General features: G+C 64.0%; 15 protein-coding genes and 6 tRNA genes. 15 read left to right on the top strand and 6 right to left on the bottom strand.

Annotated features, from left to right (window positions below):
• The first annotated feature begins 76 nt into the window (after window positions 1–76).
• The 8 genes from purF (at window position 77) to ACTPOI_RS19035 (ending at window position 3,898) form a co-directional block, all read left to right on the top strand.
• Window positions 77–1,582, top strand: a complete 1,506-nt coding sequence (gene purF, locus ACTPOI_RS19000; RefSeq protein WP_440111582.1) for an amidophosphoribosyltransferase — start codon at window positions 77–79, stop codon at window positions 1,580–1,582.
• Between the two features lie 126 nt (window positions 1,583–1,708).
• Window positions 1,709–3,130, top strand: a complete 1,422-nt coding sequence (gene gltX / locus ACTPOI_RS19005; RefSeq protein WP_440111584.1) for a glutamate--tRNA ligase — start codon at window positions 1,709–1,711, stop codon at window positions 3,128–3,130.
• Window positions 3,131–3,195: 65 nt separating this feature from the next.
• Window positions 3,196–3,271, top strand: a tRNA-Ala gene (locus ACTPOI_RS19010).
• A 39-nt stretch (window positions 3,272–3,310) separates the two neighbouring features.
• A tRNA-Glu gene (locus tag ACTPOI_RS19015) sits at window positions 3,311–3,386 on the top strand.
• Between the two features lie 52 nt (window positions 3,387–3,438).
• A tRNA-Asp gene (locus ACTPOI_RS19020) sits at window positions 3,439–3,515 on the top strand.
• A 63-nt stretch (window positions 3,516–3,578) separates the two neighbouring features.
• Window positions 3,579–3,654, top strand: a tRNA-Ala gene (locus ACTPOI_RS19025).
• Window positions 3,655–3,693: 39 nt separating this feature from the next.
• Window positions 3,694–3,769 (top strand) — tRNA-Glu (locus ACTPOI_RS19030).
• A 52-nt stretch (window positions 3,770–3,821) separates the two neighbouring features.
• Window positions 3,822–3,898: transfer RNA gene (locus ACTPOI_RS19035), tRNA-Asp, on the top strand.
• A 204-nt stretch (window positions 3,899–4,102) separates the two neighbouring features.
• On the opposite strand, the gene ACTPOI_RS19040 is transcribed toward ACTPOI_RS19035, so the two are convergent.
• From ACTPOI_RS19040 to ACTPOI_RS19050, 3 genes are all read right to left on the bottom strand, one after another.
• Window positions 4,103–4,861, bottom strand: a complete 759-nt coding sequence (locus tag ACTPOI_RS19040) for a 3-hydroxyacyl-CoA dehydrogenase (RefSeq protein WP_440111586.1) — start codon at window positions 4,859–4,861, stop codon at window positions 4,103–4,105.
• Window positions 4,862–4,995: 134 nt separating this feature from the next.
• A complete protein-coding gene (locus ACTPOI_RS19045) occupies window positions 4,996–6,048 on the bottom strand; it encodes an extracellular solute-binding protein (protein ID WP_440111588.1) in 1,053 nt (350 codons plus the stop codon).
• A 365-nt stretch (window positions 6,049–6,413) separates the two neighbouring features.
• Window positions 6,414–6,962, bottom strand: coding sequence for a phasin family protein (locus ACTPOI_RS19050; RefSeq protein WP_440111590.1), 549 nt, complete (start codon window positions 6,960–6,962; stop codon window positions 6,414–6,416).
• A 200-nt stretch (window positions 6,963–7,162) separates the two neighbouring features.
• Between ACTPOI_RS19050 and ACTPOI_RS19055 the strand changes: the two genes are divergently transcribed.
• The 7 genes from ACTPOI_RS19055 (at window position 7,163) to ACTPOI_RS19085 (ending at window position 15,883) form a co-directional block, all read left to right on the top strand.
• Complete coding sequence (locus tag ACTPOI_RS19055) at window positions 7,163–8,098, top strand: histone deacetylase family protein (protein WP_440111592.1); 936 nt, start codon at window positions 7,163–7,165, stop codon at window positions 8,096–8,098.
• Window positions 8,095–8,562 carry an acyl-CoA thioesterase gene (locus tag ACTPOI_RS19060; protein ID WP_440111594.1) on the top strand — a complete coding sequence of 156 codons (468 nt, stop codon included), beginning with the start codon at window positions 8,095–8,097 and terminating at the stop codon, window positions 8,560–8,562. Before ACTPOI_RS19055 ends, ACTPOI_RS19060 begins: the two co-directional genes overlap by 4 nt.
• Window positions 8,563–8,812: 250 nt before the next feature.
• The gene (gene pncB, locus ACTPOI_RS19065; protein WP_440111596.1) at window positions 8,813–10,033 is read left to right on the top strand and encodes a nicotinate phosphoribosyltransferase; all 1,221 of its coding nucleotides are present in this window, start codon (window positions 8,813–8,815) and stop codon (window positions 10,031–10,033) included.
• A 60-nt stretch (window positions 10,034–10,093) separates the two neighbouring features.
• Window positions 10,094–11,509, top strand: a complete 1,416-nt coding sequence (locus tag ACTPOI_RS19070) for a sodium:proton antiporter (protein ID WP_440111598.1) — start codon at window positions 10,094–10,096, stop codon at window positions 11,507–11,509.
• Window positions 11,510–11,618: 109 nt separating this feature from the next.
• Window positions 11,619–12,608, top strand: a complete 990-nt coding sequence (locus tag ACTPOI_RS19075) for a 2-hydroxyacid dehydrogenase (RefSeq protein WP_440111600.1) — start codon at window positions 11,619–11,621, stop codon at window positions 12,606–12,608.
• A 252-nt stretch (window positions 12,609–12,860) separates the two neighbouring features.
• The gene (gene rmuC, locus ACTPOI_RS19080) at window positions 12,861–14,714 is read left to right on the top strand and encodes a DNA recombination protein RmuC (RefSeq protein ID WP_440111602.1); all 1,854 of its coding nucleotides are present in this window, start codon (window positions 12,861–12,863) and stop codon (window positions 14,712–14,714) included.
• Complete coding sequence (locus tag ACTPOI_RS19085; protein WP_440111604.1) at window positions 14,711–15,883, top strand: MFS transporter; 1,173 nt, start codon at window positions 14,711–14,713, stop codon at window positions 15,881–15,883. Before rmuC ends, ACTPOI_RS19085 begins: the two co-directional genes overlap by 4 nt.
• 89 nt (window positions 15,884–15,972) lie before the next feature.
• On the opposite strand, the gene ACTPOI_RS19090 is transcribed toward ACTPOI_RS19085, so the two are convergent.
• The 3 genes from ACTPOI_RS19090 to ACTPOI_RS19100 form a co-directional block, all read right to left on the bottom strand.
• A complete protein-coding gene (locus tag ACTPOI_RS19090) occupies window positions 15,973–16,836 on the bottom strand; it encodes a TIGR00730 family Rossman fold protein (protein WP_440111606.1) in 864 nt (287 codons plus the stop codon).
• 140 nt (window positions 16,837–16,976) lie between these two features.
• Window positions 16,977–17,360, bottom strand: coding sequence for a fluoride efflux transporter CrcB (crcB, locus tag ACTPOI_RS19095; RefSeq protein ID WP_440111608.1), 384 nt, complete (start codon window positions 17,358–17,360; stop codon window positions 16,977–16,979).
• 58 nt (window positions 17,361–17,418) lie between these two features.
• Window positions 17,419–18,723, bottom strand: a complete 1,305-nt coding sequence (locus ACTPOI_RS19100) for a TRAP transporter large permease (protein WP_440111610.1) — start codon at window positions 18,721–18,723, stop codon at window positions 17,419–17,421.
• Window positions 18,724–18,743: the final 20 nt, after the last annotated feature.

Consider the following 18,743-nt stretch of genomic DNA (forward strand, 5'->3'; position numbering starts at 1 on the left):
CCCTTGTGATCGCGGCCAAGAGCCACTTTTGCAGGGTTGCCGCGGGGCTTTTCCCGCAAACGGATGGAATCGAACTATGTGTGGAATCGTCGGCGTCGTCAGTCCAGCGCCTGTCAATCAGCTGATTTATGACGCATTGCTGCTGCTGCAGCACCGCGGCCAGGATGCAGCCGGGATCGTGACCCAGCAAGGCCGCAAGTTCTTCATGCACAAGGCCAAGGGCATGGTGCGCGATGTGTTCCGCACGCGCAACATGCGAGCGCTGCCTGGCAATGTCGGCCTGGGTCAGGTGCGGTATCCCACGGCTGGTAATGCGTTCAGCGAAGAGGAAGCGCAGCCGTTCTACGTCAATGCACCCTTCGGCATTGTGCTGGTGCACAACGGCAACCTGACCAACGCGCGGGATTTGCGTACTGAACTGTTCCAGACAGACCATCGGCACACCAACACGGACAGCGACTCGGAAGTCCTGCTCAATGTGTTTGCGCATGAACTGGAGCGCTCGACACGTGGCGTGGCGCTCCAGCCCGAGGATGTTTTCAAGGCGGTCGAAGCGGTTCACCGAAGGATCAAAGGTTCCTACGCAGTGATCGCGCTGATCGCAGGCCATGGGCTTTTGGCCTTCCGTGACCCGCACGGAATCCGTCCCCTGGCCATGGGCCGCAGCCAGGATGGCACGGTGATGGTGGGTAGCGAATCTGTCGCGCTGGAGGGCACATCCCATGTGTTCGAGCGCAACATCGACCCGGGCGAGGCCATTTTCATCACGCTGGATGGCCAGGTGCACGCGCGGCAATGTGCTGCCAACCCGCAACTCAACCCCTGCATTTTCGAGTTTGTATACCTGGCGCGTCCTGATTCAGTGCTGGATGGCATCTCGGTGTACCAGGCCCGGCTCAACTTGGGTGAAGCCCTGGCCAAGCGCGTGGTCTCGACGGTGCCACCAAACGAGATCGACGTCATCATTCCGATTCCGGAATCCAGCCGCCCCAGCGCAACGCAGCTGGCCCATCTGCTGGGCATTCCGTACCGCGAGGGCTTTGTCAAAAACCGCTACGTGGGCCGCACCTTCATCATGCCGGGGCAGGGCGTTCGCAAGAAATCGGTGCGCCAGAAGCTCAACGTCATTGGCAGCGAATTCAAGGGCCGCAACGTGCTGCTGGTCGATGACTCCATCGTGCGCGGCACGACCAGCCGCGAAATCGTGCAGATGGCGCGAGATGCCGGCGCCCGCAAGGTGTACCTTGCCAGCGCAGCCCCGCCGGTGCGCTACCCGAACGTGTATGGCATCGACATGCCCACCAGCAGTGAGCTGGTAGCCCATGGCCGCACGGTCGAAGAGATCCGACAGGCCATTGGCTGTGACGCACTCATCTATCAGGACGTCGATGGCATGAAGAGGGCTGTGGGCTCGCTCAATGCTGCGATTGCCGGTTTTGATGCGTCGTGTTTCGACGGTGTGTATGTCACCGGCGACATCACGGCTGAGGGCATTGCGAGCCTGAACGAAGGGCGCGGCGGCGCGGAAGAGGGCGAAGAGGACACATCGCGCCTTGCGCTGCCCAACGCACAGACGGCCTGATCTGGCTGGCCGGGCCGCGAAGAGCGCGGACCGGCGCCACACCCCGGGCAGTTCCAAGGATGTCCCGGTATCACTGTTTTCAATCGTCCCGATCAGGGGCTGGCGCACAGGCGCATGGCGATTTTTATGACTGACCAAACCTCATCCAACACGGGTCGCGTTCGCACCCGTTTTGCCCCTTCGCCCACGGGTTTCATCCATCTGGGCAATATCCGTTCGGCGCTTTACCCCTGGGCCTTCGCAAGGGCAACCGGCGGCGACTTCATCCTTCGCATTGAAGATACTGATCTCGAGCGTTCGAGCCAGGCTGCCGTCGACGTGATCCTGGAAGGCATGTCGTGGCTGGGCATGGATCCCGATGAGGGCCCGTTCTACCAGATGCAGCGCATGGACCGTTACAAGGAGGTGCTGGCGGAACTCCAGGCTGCTGGGTACGTGTATCCCTGCTACACCAGCGTGGCCGAGCTGGATGCGTTGCGCGAGCGGCAAATGGCTGCCAAAGAAAAACCCCGCTATGACGGAACCTGGCGGCCCGAGGCTGGCAAGCAGCTCCCCGCCGTGCCAGAGGGTGTACAGCCCGTGCTGCGCTTCAAGAATCCGCAAGGCGGCGTCGTGGCATGGGATGACAAGGTCAAGGGACGCATCGAGATCAGCAATGACGAGCTCGACGACCTCGTCATTGCGCGGCCTGACGGTACGCCCACCTATAACTTCTGCGTGGTGGTGGACGATATCGACATGGCGATCACCCATGTGATCCGGGGCGACGACCATGTGAACAACACGCCGCGCCAGATCAACATCTTCCGTGCCCTTGGCAAGGAGCCGCCGGTGTATGCCCACTTGCCCACGGTGCTGAACGAGCAGGGCGAGAAGATGAGCAAGCGCAATGGCGCCAAGCCTGTCACGCAATACCGTGACGAGGGGTATCTGGCCGACGCGATGCTGAACTACCTGGCCCGACTGGGCTGGAGCCACGGCGATGACGAGATCTTCAGCCGCGAGCAGTTCCTGCAGTGGTTCAACCTGGACCACCTGGGGCGCAGCGCAGCGCAGTTTGACGAGGCGAAGCTGCGCTGGGTCAACGCGCAGCATCTGAAGGCAATGGCGGACGACGCCCTGGCGGCGCTGGTGGCCCCACGGTTGCTGCAGCGCGGTGTGTCGCAGCACGAGATCGACGATGGCCGCTTGGCTCGCATCTGCGCGCTGTTCAAGGACCGCTGCGACACAACAGTGGCCTTGGCCGACTGGGCCCATGTTTTCTATGGCGACGTCAGTGCGGACCCAGCCGAACGCGCCCAGCATGTCACTGCGGCCATTGCACCAGCGCTGGACGCGCTGGCCGATGCCCTGTCGGCGTGTGCCTGGGACAAGGTCTCGATCAGTGCCGCGTTCAAGCAGGTGCTAACCGCACAGGGCCTCAAGATGCCCCAGTTGGCCATGCCCGCGCGGGTCCTCACAGCAGGTACCGCCCACACCCCGTCGGTGGATGCCGTGCTGGAGCTGGTGGGTCGCGAAAAAGTTGTAGCGCGTTTGCGAAACCGCTAAAAATCTGTCTATAATTCAAGGCTCAGGTAGTGACGACAAACACAGTGTGAACGGCGTCATTCAGTGGGGGTATAGCTCAGCTGGGAGAGCGCTTGCATGGCATGCAAGAGGTCATCGGTTCGATCCCGTTTACCTCCACCACAGAGTTTGAGAAGTCAGTTCGGTTAGTTCCAAGGTTTTGACCCCATCGTCTAGAGGCCTAGGACATCACCCTTTCACGGTGAGTACCGGGGTTCGAATCCCCGTGGGGTCGCCAAGTTGTAGCGCTTGGCTTGTGTTCAAGAAACACAAGCAAAAGCTGCCTGCCAGGAGTGGTAGTTCAGTTGGTTAGAATACCGGCCTGTCACGCCGGGGGTCGCGGGTTCGAGTCCCGTCCACTCCGCCAGTCAAAAGCCCTTGCAGGTCTTTGATGTGCAAGGGTTTTTCTTTGGTGTAAGCCAAAGGCCGTGGGGGTATAGCTCAGCTGGGAGAGCGCTTGCATGGCATGCAAGAGGTCATCGGTTCGATCCCGTTTACCTCCACCACAGAGTTTGAGAAGTCAGTTCGGTTAGTTCCAAGGTTTTGACCCCATCGTCTAGAGGCCTAGGACATCACCCTTTCACGGTGAGTACCGGGGTTCGAATCCCCGTGGGGTCGCCAAGTTGTAGCGCTTGGCTTGTGTTCAAGAAACACAAGCAAAAGCTGCCTGCCAGGAGTGGTAGTTCAGTTGGTTAGAATACCGGCCTGTCACGCCGGGGGTCGCGGGTTCGAGTCCCGTCCACTCCGCCAGATGCAAACCGCTGCAGTCGCAAGGCTGCAGCGGTTTTTTTTTGCCGATCCTGGCGAATCGTTAGAGTGGGTGGCCTGTCCGCAAGCAGCATCGCCTGCGCGTTTCCTGGCGGGCACACCGGGCATACTTGCCCCATTTTTTTGCTCCAAATGGCCGCTAGCGCTTGTTGAATAAGCACTAGCAGCTATCTTTTTAGTAGTGCCTTAGCGGGGGGCGAGGCGAATTGCGCCATCGAGCCGAATGACTTCCCCGTTGAGCATGTCGTTCTCGAAAATGTGCTTCACCAGCTTGGCGTAGTCCAGCGGTGTGCCAAGCCGGCTGGGAAACGGAACACCCGCTGCCAGTGCGTCCTGCACTTCTTGGGGCATGCCAAACAGCATCGGCGTGCCGAAGATGCCGGGAGCGATGGTCATGTTGCGAATCCCGTTGCGCGCCAGGTCGCGTGCGATGGGAAGCGTCATCCCCACCACACCGCCTTTCGAGGCGGCATATGCAGCCTGCCCGATCTGTCCGTCATAAGCTGCCACGCTGGCGGTCGAGATCAGCACGCCGCGCTCGCCGGTGGCCTCGGGCTCGTTTTTCGACATCGCCTCTGCAGCCAGCCGGATCATGTTGAAACTGCCAATGAGGTTCACGGTGATGGTCTTGCTGAAAAGGCCAAGGGCATGCGCACCGTTTTTGCCCACTGTTTTTTCGGCGGGCGCAATGCCGGCACAGTTCACCAATCCCATCAGCTTGCCCAGGGACACGGCTTTCTCCACGGCTGCCCGGCCATCGTCTTCCTTGCTGACATCGCACGCCACAAAGGCGCCACCGATCTCGCGGGCCACAGCCTCGCCCTTTTCTGCCTGCATGTCGGCAATGACCACAGTGCCTCCCTGCGCGGCAAGCATGCGTGCCGTGCCTTCACCCAGACCCGATGCGCCGCCGGTAACGATGAATACCTTGCCGTTGATGTCCATGAGTTTCTCCTTTGAATGACGTTGACGTAAACGTCAATTATGGCGTACTGAATAGGCCCGCGATGGACGCAAAAAAGCCCGGGCTTGCCGGGCTTGCTGTGGCCGCTGCATACAGGCCAGAGGTTGAAATCAGCTCACTGGAAGCCGACGCGATCCAACATCTGCTGTACCTTGGTGGTGTTGGCCCCCACGGCACTGATCGGGATGGTCTCGCTCTTGAAGGGCTTGCCGCCGGTCATGGCCCTGAGCGCCGGGTTGTCGATGTTGACGCCCTTGGCCGAAGGCCACTCGTTGTTGCCATTTGCGAAGTAATTCTGTGCTTCAGGGCTGGCGAGGTATTCCAGGAACTTGATCGCGTTCGCTGGATTCTTGGCATGGCGTGCCACGGCACCGCCTGCAATGTTCACATGCGTGCCCCACGAATCCTGGTTGGGGAAGACGACGCCGATTTTGTTGACGATGGCCACGTCCTCGGGCTTGGTCGAGCGCATCAGGCGCGCAAGGTAGTACGTGTTGGTCACGGCGATTTCGCACTCGCCAGCGGCAACGCCCTTGATCTGATCGGTGTCTCCGCCCTTGGGCGCGCGGGCCAGGTTGGCCACCAGTCCCTTGAGCCACGCCTCGGCCTTTTGCTCGCCCATGTGCTCTGTCACCGCACCGAACAGGCTCAGGTTGTAGGGGTGCGAGCCGGAACGGATGCAAATCTTGCCCTTGTTCTTGGGGTCGCCAAGTTCCTCGTAGGTGTCAACGTCGGCTTTTTGGACCTTGACCTTGTCGTACACGATGACGCGTGCGCGGGTCGACAGCCCGAACCATGCGACACCTCCGTCGGCCCCGGGTGTGCTGCGCAGGTGCGCAGGGATGGCGTCATTCAACACCTTTGACTGCACAGGCTGGAACAAACCGTCTACCTCACCCTTGTAGAGGCGTGCGGCATCCACCAGCAGGATCACATCGGCCGGAGAGGCGCTGCCTTCCGCCTTGAGTCGGGCGAGGATGCCTGCGTCGTCTGCGTCCACGCGGTTGATCTTGATGCCCGTGGCTTTGGTGAAGCCGGTGTAGAGGGCTTCATCGGTGGAATAGTGACGGGCCGAGTAGAGGTTGACGACCTGCTCCTGCGCAGAAACAGCGCCGGCAGAAGCGGCCAGGGCACAAGCGGTCAACAAGGCTTTCACGGTGTTCGACATGGATACGACTTTCGGTTGGGATCCTCTAATAATAAGGCAAACACGAATTATTCGTAATACGATTCGTTGGTCCAACCCCATGTTGTGAGGGGATTGTTGACATTGCGCAACCCGCGGGAGGGGGATCGCGACCTCGCCAGTTGCTCTTGGCGGCCGACCCATGGATGCCACGGTATCCACCGAGCAGCCAAAAAAAAGCCCGGCGAGAGCCGGGCTTTGAAAGGATCCCTGAAACGGGGGTTTCGAGAGGATCCAAGGAGACAACTGGTTGCTGCAACGTCGTCGCAGCAGTCGAGCCATTATGAGGGTAATCCCTGAAGACGGTCTAGAGTGTGCGCTCCAGACCGCGGGCCCGTCCCAGCAAATCAGCGCTTGCGTGGAGCAGCGGTCTTGGCTGCATTGGCAGCGGTGCTGGCCACTGCGTTGAAGTTGGCTTCAGCCACGTCAGACGCTTGCTTGACAGCCTTCTGGACCGATTCGAAAGCGTTATTGGCAGCCGACACGGCGCTCTTCATCACGGCCACGGCGGTTTCGGAACCGGCGGGGGCGTTCTTGGCGGCGCTGTCCACCAGGTTGGTGAATGCGCGCTGAGCATCGGTAGTCTGCGACTCGAATGCCTTGCCGAACTCGGCGCCAGTGCCCGAAGCGATGTCATACAGGTGACGGCTGTAGGCAGCAGTCTTTTCAGCCAGAGGCTGGAACAGGCCGGCTTGCAGGGCCAGCAGTTCTTGTGCGTCCTTCACGCCCAGGACAGCCTGGGTGTGGGTAGCGGCTTCCGACAGCGCAGCGCGCGATGCGGTCACGTTGAGTTCAACCAGCTTTTCCACGCCTTCGAAGGCCTTGGTGGTCAGACCAAAAAGGGTTTCGATGTTGGCTTTGTGCGAGGCCAGGATCTGTTCAGCGGTCAGCGTCATGTGATATCTCCAGAAATGCAGGGCACGGGGCCCGGGGTGGTTACAGACAACTGCGCTTGCCTCGACCTTGCAGTCATGTTGCAGTGCAGCATAGGTGCGATTCTACGGAGCTCGCGGCGTATTGCAACCCTTTTATGTTGCGCTGCAGCAAATTAGAGCGCTCCCCTCAGTTAAAGGGGCCCCGGCAGAATCGAGCGGCCATGCATGCCTACTACGCTGACCAGTTTGTCCTGCCACTTCCCGAGGGCCACCGTTTTCCCATGGCCAAGTACCGTATGTTGCGCGACCGGCTGGCGGCGCACCTGCCCGGTGTGGCCATGCAGGTAGCTCCTCCGGCATCCGATGCTGAGCTGGCACTGGTGCACAACCCGGCCTACATCGACCACATCGAGCACGGCACATTGCCCGCCGCCGCCCAACGCGAGATTGGTTTCCCATGGTCTCCCGCCATGGCAGAACGCGCGCGGCGGTCGGTCGGCGCGACCGTCCATGCTAGTCGGGCTGCCTTGCGCGATGGCATTGCGGGCAATCTGGCGGGGGGTACCCACCACTCGTACGCCCACAAGGGCGGCGGCTTTTGCGTGTTCAATGACGTGGCCGTGGCTGCGCGGCTGATGCAGGCCGAGCAGCCGCGCCGCGGTGCGGGCGCACAGCCACTGCAGGTCGCCGTGATCGACCTCGACGTACACCAGGGCAACGGTACCGCCCATATCTTCCACGGCGACGACTCGGTGTTCACGCTGTCGCTGCACGGGGCTCGTAACTTCCCGTTCCGCAAGGAGCCCAGCGATCTGGACGTGGAGCTGCCTGATGGCTGCGGCGATGACGAATACCTGCTCGCGCTGGAGCAGGCGCTGGGCACATTAGAGCAGCGGTTTGCACCGCAGCTGGTGTTCTATCTCGCAGGCGCCGATCCGCACGAGGGCGACCGGCTGGGCCGCCTTGCGCTGACGCACGACGGCCTGGAGGCGCGGGACCGCCGCGTGTTCGACTGGGCCTGGCACCGGCGCGTGCCGCTGGTGCTGGCCATGGCAGGCGGCTACGGCCGCGATCTGGAGGACACGCTGCGCGCGCAGACGACGACCTGGCAGGTGGCCATGCAGTACTACCGGCGCTGGCAGAATGGGCGGCCATGACTTCTGCCAGCACTTCAACGCCCGCGGCCGCGCGCCCGGCCCCCCAGCCGCGTGACGCTTACGCGGTCTTCCGCCCCATCACCACGCGCTGGGCCGACAACGACGTTTACGGCCATGTCAACAACGTCGTCTACTACAGCTGGTTCGATACCGCGGTCAACGCGCACCTGATCGACCAGGGCGTTCTCGACATCCATGCGGGCGAGACCATCGGCCTGGTCATCGAAACGCAGTGCAACTACTTTGCCCCGCTGGCTTTCCCGCAGACGGTGGAGGCCGGGATCCGCGTGGCGCGGCTGGGTGGTTCCAGCGTGCGTTACGAAGTGGGGCTGTTTGCGCAGGGCGAGCCGCTTTCCGCGGCGGCTGGCCACTTCATCCATGTTTATGTAGACCGCGCCACGCGGCGCCCCGTGCCGGTGCCTGCGGCGCTGCGCGAGGTGCTGCAGGCATTGGTCATGCCCTGATCGTCCGCGCTGCCGTTTGCTGCGGCAGTTGCGCACCCGCACCGCGAGGCATTTGCGGCGCGCCGGTTGTCAGTGATCCGTCAACGTCTGGCCAAAGCCGCACCAGGACGCGTTCTCCGCCGAGCTGTGCTGTTTTTTGCGCCCCTTCCGGCAGCCGGCCGGGGGTTCTCCGGGGTATGTCCCGGGCACAGGGCTCGTCTACACTTTCACGCTTCGCCGAACGGCCCGCGGAACGCCAGCCGCCCAGTCCATGATCATCACCAGCCTGCTCGACACTGACCTGTACAAGTTCACCATGATGCAGGTCGTGCTGCACCAGTTCCCGGGTGCGCAGGTGGAGTACCGATTCAAGTGCCGCAACCCCGGTGTGCAACTGGCGCCGTTCGTGTCCGAGATCCGCGATGAGATCCGCTCGCTGTGCAGCCTCCACTTTCAGGACGCCGAGCTGGCCTATCTGCGGTCGCTGCGCTTCATCAAGAGCGACTTTGTGGACTTCCTCGGGCTGTTCAAGCTCAACGAGAAGTACATCACCGTCACCCCGCTGCCCAGCGGCGAGATTGATATCTCGATCCAGGGGCCTTGGCTGCACACCATCCTGTTCGAGATACCGGTGCTGGCCATCGTGAACGAGGTGTACTTTCGCAACACGCAGAAGGTTCCCGACTTTCCCGAAGGCCGGCGCAGGCTCGACACCAAGATTGCTCAGTTGCAGGCCGATGGGCTGGGCGAGCTCAAGATCGCCGACTACGGGACCCGGCGCCGGTTCAGTCGCGCCTGGCACGAGGAGGTGCTGCGCGTGCTGGTAGCCCGGCTGGGCACCGGCGACCGCAGGCCGGGGGCACCTGCAGGGCCGGGGCAGTTTGCCGGCACCAGCAACGTGCTGTACGCCATGAAACTGGGGGTGACCCCGCTGGGCACCATGGCGCACGAATACCTGCAGGCCTGCCAGGCGCTGGGCCCGCGGCTGCGTGACAGCCAGGTTTTCGGTTTCGAGATCTGGGCCAAGGAATACCGGGGCGACCTGGGAATTGCGCTGTCGGATGTCTATGGCATGAGCGCCTTCCTGCGTGACTTCGACCTGTATTTCTGCAAGCTGTTCGACGGTGCTCGCCATGACAGCGGCGACCCTTTTGCCTGGGGCGAACGCCTGCTGGAGCACTACCGCAAGAACCGCGTCGACCCGCTGACCAAGACCCTTATCTTCAGCGACGCGCTCACGGTACCGCGCACCATCGAGCTGTACCAGCAGTTCCGCGGCCGCTGCCAGCTGGCCTTCGGCATTGGCACCAACCTGACCAACGACCTCGGTAGCCCGCCTGCGCATGAGCCCTTGCAGGTGGTCATCAAGATGACGCGCTGCAACGGCCAGCCGGTGGCCAAGCTCTCGGACACCCCGGGCAAAGGCATGTGCGATGACGAAAAGTACCTGGCCTACCTGCGCCAGGTATTCGACATACCGGCTGCGCCCTGAGCACCCGCGCCCCCTCGGCGGCTCGACCAAAGAATCGACAAAAATCAAGGAGACGAAAAAATGAAGAATGTGCACCGACTGGCCCTGGCCGGTCTCCTGGGGGTGCTGCCCGGCCTGGCCGTGGCAGCAGATATCGACGGCAGCGCGCTGTCAGTGCTGTGGGGAGTGCCGTTTGCGGGCATCCTGCTGTCGATCGCGCTCATGCCGCTGCTCACGCCCATTTTCTGGCACCACCACTTCGGCAAGGTCGCGGCAGCCTGGGCGCTGGCATTTCTGGTGCCGTTTGCCATCACCTTCGGGCCCGGGGTGGCAGGTGCCAGCCTGGTGCATGCCCTGGTGGCCGAATACATTCCGTTTGTGATCTTGCTCACCGCGCTGTTCACCGTGGCTGGCGGCATTTTCATTCGCGGCAACCTGCATGGCAGCCCGGGGCTCAACACGTCCATCCTGGCCATCGGTGCGGTCCTGGCCAGCTTCATGGGCACCACCGGGGCATCGATGCTGCTGATCCGCCCGCTGATCCGGGCCAACGACAACCGCACGCATGTCGCGCATGTGGTGGTGTTCTTCATCTTCATCGTGTCCAACGCTGGCGGCTCTCTCACCCCGCTGGGTGATCCGCCGCTGTTCCTGGGCTTCCTCAAGGGCGTTGATTTCTTTTGGACAGTGCGCTACATCTTCCCCGAGACACTGTTCCTGATCGGCTCCCTGCTGGCCATTTTTTACGTGCTGGACTCGTGGTACTACCGCCGCAGCGGCGAAGTGCTGCGCACCGACCCCACGCCTGACAGCCGCGCCATCGGGTTTGATGGCAAGGTCAACTTCGCCCTGCTGGGTGTGGTGGTCGCACTGGTGCTGCTCAGCGGCATGTGGAAGCCAGGCGTGGTGTTTGACGTGGCGGGCACCGAGGTCGGCCTGCCCGGCATCGTGCGCGACGTGGGCCTGATCATCGTGACGTTTGTCTCCCTGTGGCTCACTCCCAAAAAGGTGCACGAGGACAACCAGTTCGGCTGGGCGCCCATGCAGGAGGTCGCCAAGCTCTTTGCAGGCATTTTCCTGACCATCATCCCCGTCATCGCCATGCTCAAGGCAGGTCTCAACGGCCCCTTTGGCGCCGTGGTCTCGGCTGTGACGCGTGCCGACGGCTCGCCCGACCCACTGATGTATTTCTGGGCCACGGGTGTGCTCAGCTCGTTCCTCGACAACGCGCCCACGTACCTGGTGTTCTTCAACACCGCCGGCGGCGACCCCGCTGTGCTGATGACCACGCTGGCCCCCACGCTGGCCGCCATCTCGGCAGGCGCGGTCTTCATGGGCGCCAATACCTATATTGGCAACGCGCCCAATCTGATGGTGAAGGCCATCGCCGAAGACCGCGGTGTGAAGATGCCCAGCTTTTTCGGCTACATGCTGTGGTCGGGCGGGATACTGGTGCCTCTCTTCATCGTGATGAGCTTCATCTGGTTCAGGTACTGACCTGCCCCCAGGGCGCAGCGCCATCGCTCAACGGCAGCCCTTGCCCGGCGTGCCCTGGCGCTGTACCCGTGCATTGCATCTGATTCGTAAAACATTCCGGAGACACACCATGAGCACCAAACCCCGCATCCTGGTCGCCCGCGCGATCTTTCCTGACATCGTGGAACGGCTGCGCGCGCATTTCGATGTGGAGGACAACCCGGAAGACGTGATCTGGAGCGCCGACGAACTGGCAAAACGCTTGGCCAACAAGGACGGCGCCTTTACCACCGGCAGCCAGCGCATCGATGCTGCGGTGCTCTCTGCTGCGCCGCGCCTGCGCATCGTGGCCAACATGGCCGTGGGCTACAACAACTTTGACGTGGATGCGATGACGGCCGCGGGCGTGCAGGGCACCAACACCCCCGACGTGCTGACCGAGACCACCGCCGACTTCGGCTTTGCGCTGCTGATGGCCACGGCGCGCCGCATGGCCGAGAGCGAGCATTACCTGCGCGCCGGCCTCTGGACAAAGTGGAGCTACGACATGTTTGCCGGCAGCGACATCCATGGCAGCACGCTGGGCATCATCGGCATGGGCCGCATCGGGCAGGGCATTGCCCGCCGCGGAGCGCATGGCTTTGGCATGAACGTGATCTATCACAACCGCTCGCGCCTCACGCCCGCGCTGGAGGCCGAATGCAAGGCCACCTACGTCGGCAAGGAAGAGCTCCTGTGCACGGCAGACCATGTGGTGCTGGTGCTGCCCTACACCCCCGCCGCGCACCACACCATTGGCGCGGCCGAACTGGCGCTGATGAAGCCCACGGCCACGCTGGTCAACATTGCGCGCGGTGGCATTGTGGACGACGCTGCGCTGGCCGTGGCCCTGCGCGAGCGGCGCATTGCTGCTGCAGGTCTTGATGTGTTCGAGGGCGAGCCCGCCGTGCACCCTGATCTGCTGACCGTACCCAATGTGGTGCTCACGCCCCATATCGCCAGCGCCACCGTGCCTACCCGGCGCGCCATGGCCAATCTGGCAGCTGATAACCTCGTCGCGTTCTTCGATGGCCGGGGCCCGCTCACGCCGGTCAACCAGCCTGCCAGCGGGATCCGCTAAGGACCTTCGGCGCGCAATCGAGTCGCGGGGTGCGCTGCGGGCCGGTAGGAGTCGCATGGTGCACGGCACCGAGCGCAGCCATGGCTCTAGTTGTGGTGAGCATCTGCTTTTGGGGGCAGTGCGCACGGACCCGAGGGCGCACTCGCGCGTGAAGAGGGCTCCCAGGGCCGTTTTTGAAGAAAATTGAGTGTTTTCGGCCTCCGGTGCACGCGTTGATTGCACTGGTTGCTATTAAAAGTATAGCTAACTGTTTTGACTACTGAAACCCTTGTTCTGCTGGCCTTTCTGGCCGTCATCCTGATCCTTGTGGCCCTGCTGGTGCTGCGCCGACCGCGGGTAGACCTGCCGCCCGAGTGGCTGGCCCGCCTGCAGGCGCTGGAGCACACGGCCCAGTCCACCCAGCTGGCGGTGGCCAAGAACGATGGCGCGCTGGACGGCATGGGTCAGCAGCTGCGCGGCTTCACGCAGACCACACAGACCACGCTGGAGGGGTTGCGCCACGCGGTGGACGAACGGCTGGCCCAGGCCGTGGCCGAGTCCCGCAACGGCCGGGCTGAGCTGCTGGCGGCGTTCGGCGTGTTCGAGGGCAAGCTGGAACAGCGCCTGACGGCCTTCGACACCGCGCTGGCGCAACGCCAGGCGGCGCAGGATGCCGCCCTGGCCCAGCGCTTTGACGCGCTGCAGCAGGCCGTGGCAGGCCGACTGGAAGAGAGCAGCAAGGCGCTGCTGGCGCACCTGGCGCAAGGGCAGGCCGATGCAGCCGCGGCGCGCGCCGAGCTGTCGGCGACGCTCGTGGGCTTTCGTACCGAGCTCACCACCACCACGGGCGCTCTCGCGGCCGAGAGCGTCAAGTCGCGCGAGGCCATGGCCGAGAGCACGGCGCTGTTTGAAAAGCGCATCCAGGAGCGTTTTGAGGCGCTGCAGGCCGCCACGCGCGGCACGCTCGATTCGCTCAAGGGCGACATCCAGGCCCAGCTGGGCGCGATGTCCACCGCGCTCAAGGACCAGCTCGAAGCCAACGGCTTCCAGATCAAGAACCAGTTCTCGGTGCTGCAGGATGCCGTATCGCAGCAGCTGACGGGGCTGGTGCAGGGCAGCCAGCACAACGCTGAGCAGCTGCGCAACGCGCTCAACGAGCGGCTGGCCGCCATCCAGGCTGACAACGCCACCAAGCTCGAAGAAATGCGCCGCACCGTGGACGAAAAGCTCCACGCCACGCTGGAGCAGCGCCTGGGCGAGTCCTTCAAGCAGGTCAGCGACCGGCTCGAACAGGTGCACAAGGGCCTGGGCGAGATGCAGACCCTTGCGGGCAGCGTGGGCGACCTCAAGCGCGTGATGACCAACGTGAAATCGCGCGGCACCTGGGGCGAAATGCAGCTGGGCGCCATCATCGACAACGTGCTCACGCCCGACCAGTTTGCGCGCAACGTCAAGACCGTGCCGGGCAGCGACGAGCTGGTGGAATTTGCCATCCGCCTGCCTGGCCGAAACGACGAGCACCCCGTCTGGCTGCCGATTGACTCCAAGTATCCCGTGGAGCAATACCAGCGCCTCATGGACGCGCAGGACGCGGCCGACAAGGCGGCCATGCTGTCGGCGGGCAACGCTTTTGAAACGTCGATCCGGCTTGAGGCGAAAAAAATCTTTGCGAAGTACGTGTCGCCCCCGCACACCACCGACTTCGCCGTGCTGTACCTGCCCACCGAAGGCCTGTTTGCCGAGGTGATGCGCCGCCCCGGCTTGGTGGAGGCCGTGCAAAACGACTGCCGCGTGATGATCACCGGCCCGGCCAACCTGGCAGCCATGCTCAACAGCCTGCAGATGGGGTTCAAGACGCTGGCGATTGAAAAGCGCTCGTCCGAGGTGTGGAGCCTGCTGGGCATGGTGAAGACCGAATTCGCCAAGTTTGGCGATGTGGTGGAGGCCACCAAGAAATCCATCGACGCTGCCGCCAAGAAGTTTGACGAGGTGGGCGTGCGCACCCGCGCCATCCAGCGCAAGCTGCGCGATGTGCAGGACCTGCCCGCGCCGGGTGCCACGGTGCCGCTGCCTGGCGGTGGATCTGCCACGCTGCCCGGCCTGGACCCCGAGGACGACCTTCCGTGAACCGCGCGCTGGCCCGCCTGATTGCCGGCCAGATCTGCGTGCACGCCTGCATGGCGGGCATGCGCATGGCGTCGCCGCTGCTTGCGCTGCGCGAGGGCTACAGCCCGGCCGCCGTGGGCGTGCTGCTGGCGCTGTTTGCGCTCACGCAGGTGTTTCTGGCCTTGCCGGCCGGCCGGTTTGCAGACCGGCACGGCCTCAAGCGCCCCGTAGGCTATGCCGTGGCGGCCGCGGCGGCGGGCGCTGCGCTGGCGCTGGCCTTCCCCATCTTCCCTGTGCTGTGCCTGGCCGCGCTGTTGACGGGGGGCGCCACCGGCGCGGCCACCATTGCCTTGCAGCGCCATGTGGGCCGCGCAGCGCACGACTCCACCCAGCTGCGGCAGGTGTTCAGCTGGCTGGCCATCGGGCCGGCGGTGTCCAACTTCATCGGCCCGTTTTGCGCCGGGTTGATGATCGACCACGCTGGCAGCGCTGCGGGTAGCACCGAGGGCTACCGCGCGGCTTTTGCGCTGATGGCCATCCTGTCGCTGCTGACGTGGTTCTGGGTGCGTGACACGGTGGAGCTGCCATCGGTGATTGCGCCTGCTGGCGGCCCGCCGCAGCGTGCGTGGGATCTCCTCAACGACCCGCCGTTTCGCCGCCTCATCCTGGTGAACTGGGCGCTCGCCTCATGCTGGGATGTGCACACCTTTGTGGTGCCGCTGCTGGGGCACGAACGGGGGCTGTCCGCATCGGTCATCGGGTCCATCCTGGGTGCGTTTGCCGTTGCGGCCGCGGCCATCCGCGTGCTGATGCCCCTGGTGGCCGAACGCCTGCGCGAGCGCGTGGTGGTGGCCGGTGCCATGGTCATCACCGCGGTGCTGTTTGGCGTGTACCCGCTGCTGGGCAGCGCCTTGGCCATGGGTCTGTGCTCGGTGCTGCTGGGCCTGGCGCTGGGCTCGGTGCAGCCCATGGTGATGAGCCTGCTGCACCAGATCACGCCGGTCAGCCGCCACGGTGAGGCGCTGGGGCTGCGGCTCATGGCCATCAATGCCTCCAGCGTGGTCATGCCCATGCTGTTTGGCACGGCAGGCGTGGTGATTGGCGTGGGCGGCGTGTTCTGGGTGGTGGGCGCCGCCGTGGGGGCTGGCGCGCGCATGGCGTGGCGCATGGACGAGCGCGACGCCACCTGACGCGCGGCCGCAACGCCACGGCTGCAAGCGGCGCACCAGGGGCGGCCAAGCCGGTTGGCTAACCGCTGGCCGCGCGGGTCCTTGGCCGATCAGAGCTGGTAGAACGAGCGGATCAGCTCCCAGGCTTCCTGCGGGTCGTCGGTGAAGTGAAAGAGCGCAAGGTCCTGCGCCGAAATCGTGCCTTCTTCCACCAGCACCTCGAAGTTGATCAGGCGCTTCCAGTAGTCGGTGCCAAACAGCACGATGGGCACGGGCTTGGCCTTCTTGGTCTGCACCAGCGTCAGCACTTCAAACAGCTCGTCCAGCGTGCCAAAGCCGCCGGGGAACGCCACCAGGGCCTTGGCGCGCATCATGAAGTGCATCTTGCGCAGCGCGAAGTAGTGGAACTTGTAGCTCAGCGTGGGCGAGATGAAGCGGTTGCCGCTTTGCTCGTGGGGCAGGGCGATGTTCAGGCCCACGTTGAGCGCGCCCACGTCGTGCGCGCCGCGGTTGGCAGCCTCCATGATGCCGGGGCCGCCGCCGGTGCAGATGTAGATGCGGTCGGCCGCAGGCTGGCGCTCGCTGTGCTGGGCCACCAGGCGGGCGAACTGGCGGGCCAGATCGTAGTAGCGCGCGTTGCGCACGGCCAGGCGGGCGCGTTGCAGGCGCACTTCGTCGCCGCTGGCCTCGGCGTCGGCCAGCTGGGCTTCGGCCTCGTCGGGCGCCACAAAGCGGGCGCTGCCGTACACCACGATGGTGTTTTCAATGCCTTGCGCAGCCTGCCCCAGGTCGGGCTTGAGCAGCTCCAGCTGAAAGCGGATGCCGCGTGTCTCACGGCGCAGCAGAAATTCAGGGTCGGCAAACGCCAGGCGGTAGGCGTCTTCATGCAGCGGGTTGCCCTCGGCCGCGTGGTTTTGCAGTTCGGCCCAGGCGTTGGCCAGGCGGCTGTCGTTCAGTTGCGTGTTGGATTCCATGGGAGCCGGTGAGCAGAGCGGGTAAAAGGTTGAATGAACAGGGTGGTGCACGGTGGCGGCCGCAGGGGCTGCCTCATGCGCCAGGATCGGGCTGGGTGAGCACTGCTGCAGGGCAGAAGATGGGTGCGAGGCTCGGCAAGTCAAGCACGCAGCGCTGCAAGCCAAGCGACCGAATGGATGCCCAGCACGGTCAGCACCAGCGACCCGGCCACGTGCAGCGCCGCATTGCCCAGGGCCAGCGCATAGCGCTGGGCCAGCAGCATCTGTGAGACCTCTGCTGAAAAGCTGGAGAACGTGGTAAGCCCGCCCAGCAGCCCGGTCACGAGCGCCAGGCGCCACACCGGGTCGAGCTGAGGCAGGGCCTGAAACACGGCAATGCATACGCCCACCAGGTACCCCCCGAGCAGGTTGGCCGCCAGCGTGCCCCAGGGCAGGATGCCACCGGTGTTGAGCCACAGGCCCAGGCGCCAGCGCATCAACGCGCCGGCTGACGCCCCGATGCAGATGGCAAGCACGTTCAGCATCAGGCGATTGTCGCCGAGAAAAAACCCGGCGCGGCCTGTCCCCGCCCGGCCGAGGTGATCAGCGCCCCGCCATCTGCTGCGGCAGCCAGGTGACGATGCCCGGGAAGAGGTAGATGAGCGCCACGGCGCCGCACATCAGGAAGAACATGGGCATGGAGACCTTGGCGATCCAGGGCAGCTGCTTGCCCGTCATGCCCTGAAGCACAAACAGGTTGAAGCCCACGGGCGGCGTGATCTGCGCCATCTCGACGACCAGCACGACGAAGATGCCAAACCAGATGGGGTCGATGCCTGCAGCCTGCACCGTGGGCATGATCACGCCCATGGTCAGCACCACCATCGAGATACCGTCCAGGAAACACCCCAGGATGATGAAGAACACGGCCAGTGCTGCAATCAGTTGCGCCTTGTTCAGGCCCAGCGAGCCGATCCATTCAGCCAGATGACGCGGCAGGCCGATGTAGCCCATCGCCAACGTGAGGAAGGCCGCGCCAGCCAGGATCAGCGCGATCATGCAGTACAGGCGCGTGGCGCCCATGAGCGATGCCTTGAAGGTCTCCCAGCTCATCGAGCCTTGCACGACCGACAGCACCAGCGAGCCCACCACGCCTACCGCCGCGGCCTCGGTGGCGGTGGCAAAGCCGGTGTAGATGGAGCCCAGCACGGCCGTGATGAGCAGCACCACGGGGATCAGGCTGCGCGACGCCGAGAGCTTCTGCATGAATGTCATGCGCTCGTCAGCCGCGGGCACCTGCGATGGGTTGCGCAGCGCCCACAGCACGATGTAGCCCGAGAACAGCACGCCCAGCAAAATGCCGGGCATGACGCCAGCAATGAAAAGCTGCGAAATGGACACTTCAGCGGTGACGCCGTACACGATCATGATGATCGACGGCGGGATCAGCAGCCCCAGCGTGCTGGCCCCGGCCAGGGTGCCCACCACCATGCTCTCAGGGTAGCCGCGCCGCGTCAGTTCGGGCAGCGTCATCTTGCCGATGGTGGCGCAGGTGGCTGCGCTCGAGCCCGATACGGCCGCGAAGATGGTGCAGCCGATCACGTTGGTGTGCAGCAAGCGGCCGGGCAGCGCCTGCACCCATGGCGCCAGGCCCTTGAACATGTCCTGCGACAGGCGGGTGCGAAACAGGATCTCGCCCATCCAGATGAACAGGGGCAGGGCCGTAAGCGTCCAGCTGGAGGCCGAGCCCCAGATGGTCACGGCCATCGCGTCGCCGGCGGGGCGGGCCGAAAAAAGCTGCATCCCGATCCAGGCCACGCCCGACAACGTAAGCCCGATCCAGACGCCGCTGCCCAGGATCAGGAACAGCGACAGCACCAGCAGGCCGGTAATGGCTAAGTCACTCATGGGAGAGCCCAGGTTGTGTC

This window comes from Acidovorax sp. BL-A-41-H1, from assembly GCF_051942715.1.

Coding starts and splice junctions, on each gene's coding strand:
- ACTPOI_RS19055 (WP_440111592.1), top strand. CDS start 7,163: ATGCATGCCTACTACGCTGACCAGTTTGTCCTGCCACTTCCCGAGGGC.
- pncB (WP_440111596.1), top strand. CDS start 8,813: ATGATCATCACCAGCCTGCTCGACACTGACCTGTACAAGTTCACCATG.
- ACTPOI_RS19040 (WP_440111586.1), bottom strand. CDS start 4,861: ATGGACATCAACGGCAAGGTATTCATCGTTACCGGCGGCGCATCGGGT.
- ACTPOI_RS19075 (WP_440111600.1), top strand. CDS start 11,619: ATGAGCACCAAACCCCGCATCCTGGTCGCCCGCGCGATCTTTCCTGAC.
- ACTPOI_RS19100 (WP_440111610.1), bottom strand. CDS start 18,723: ATGAGTGACTTAGCCATTACCGGCCTGCTGGTGCTGTCGCTGTTCCTG.
- ACTPOI_RS19050 (WP_440111590.1), bottom strand. CDS start 6,962: ATGACGCTGACCGCTGAACAGATCCTGGCCTCGCACAAAGCCAACATC.
- ACTPOI_RS19070 (WP_440111598.1), top strand. CDS start 10,094: ATGAAGAATGTGCACCGACTGGCCCTGGCCGGTCTCCTGGGGGTGCTG.
- gltX (WP_440111584.1), top strand. CDS start 1,709: ATGACTGACCAAACCTCATCCAACACGGGTCGCGTTCGCACCCGTTTT.
- ACTPOI_RS19045 (WP_440111588.1), bottom strand. CDS start 6,048: ATGTCGAACACCGTGAAAGCCTTGTTGACCGCTTGTGCCCTGGCCGCT.
- ACTPOI_RS19090 (WP_440111606.1), bottom strand. CDS start 16,836: ATGGAATCCAACACGCAACTGAACGACAGCCGCCTGGCCAACGCCTGG.
- purF (WP_440111582.1), top strand. CDS start 77: ATGTGTGGAATCGTCGGCGTCGTCAGTCCAGCGCCTGTCAATCAGCTG.
- crcB (WP_440111608.1), bottom strand. CDS start 17,360: ATGCTGAACGTGCTTGCCATCTGCATCGGGGCGTCAGCCGGCGCGTTG.
- ACTPOI_RS19060 (WP_440111594.1), top strand. CDS start 8,095: ATGACTTCTGCCAGCACTTCAACGCCCGCGGCCGCGCGCCCGGCCCCC.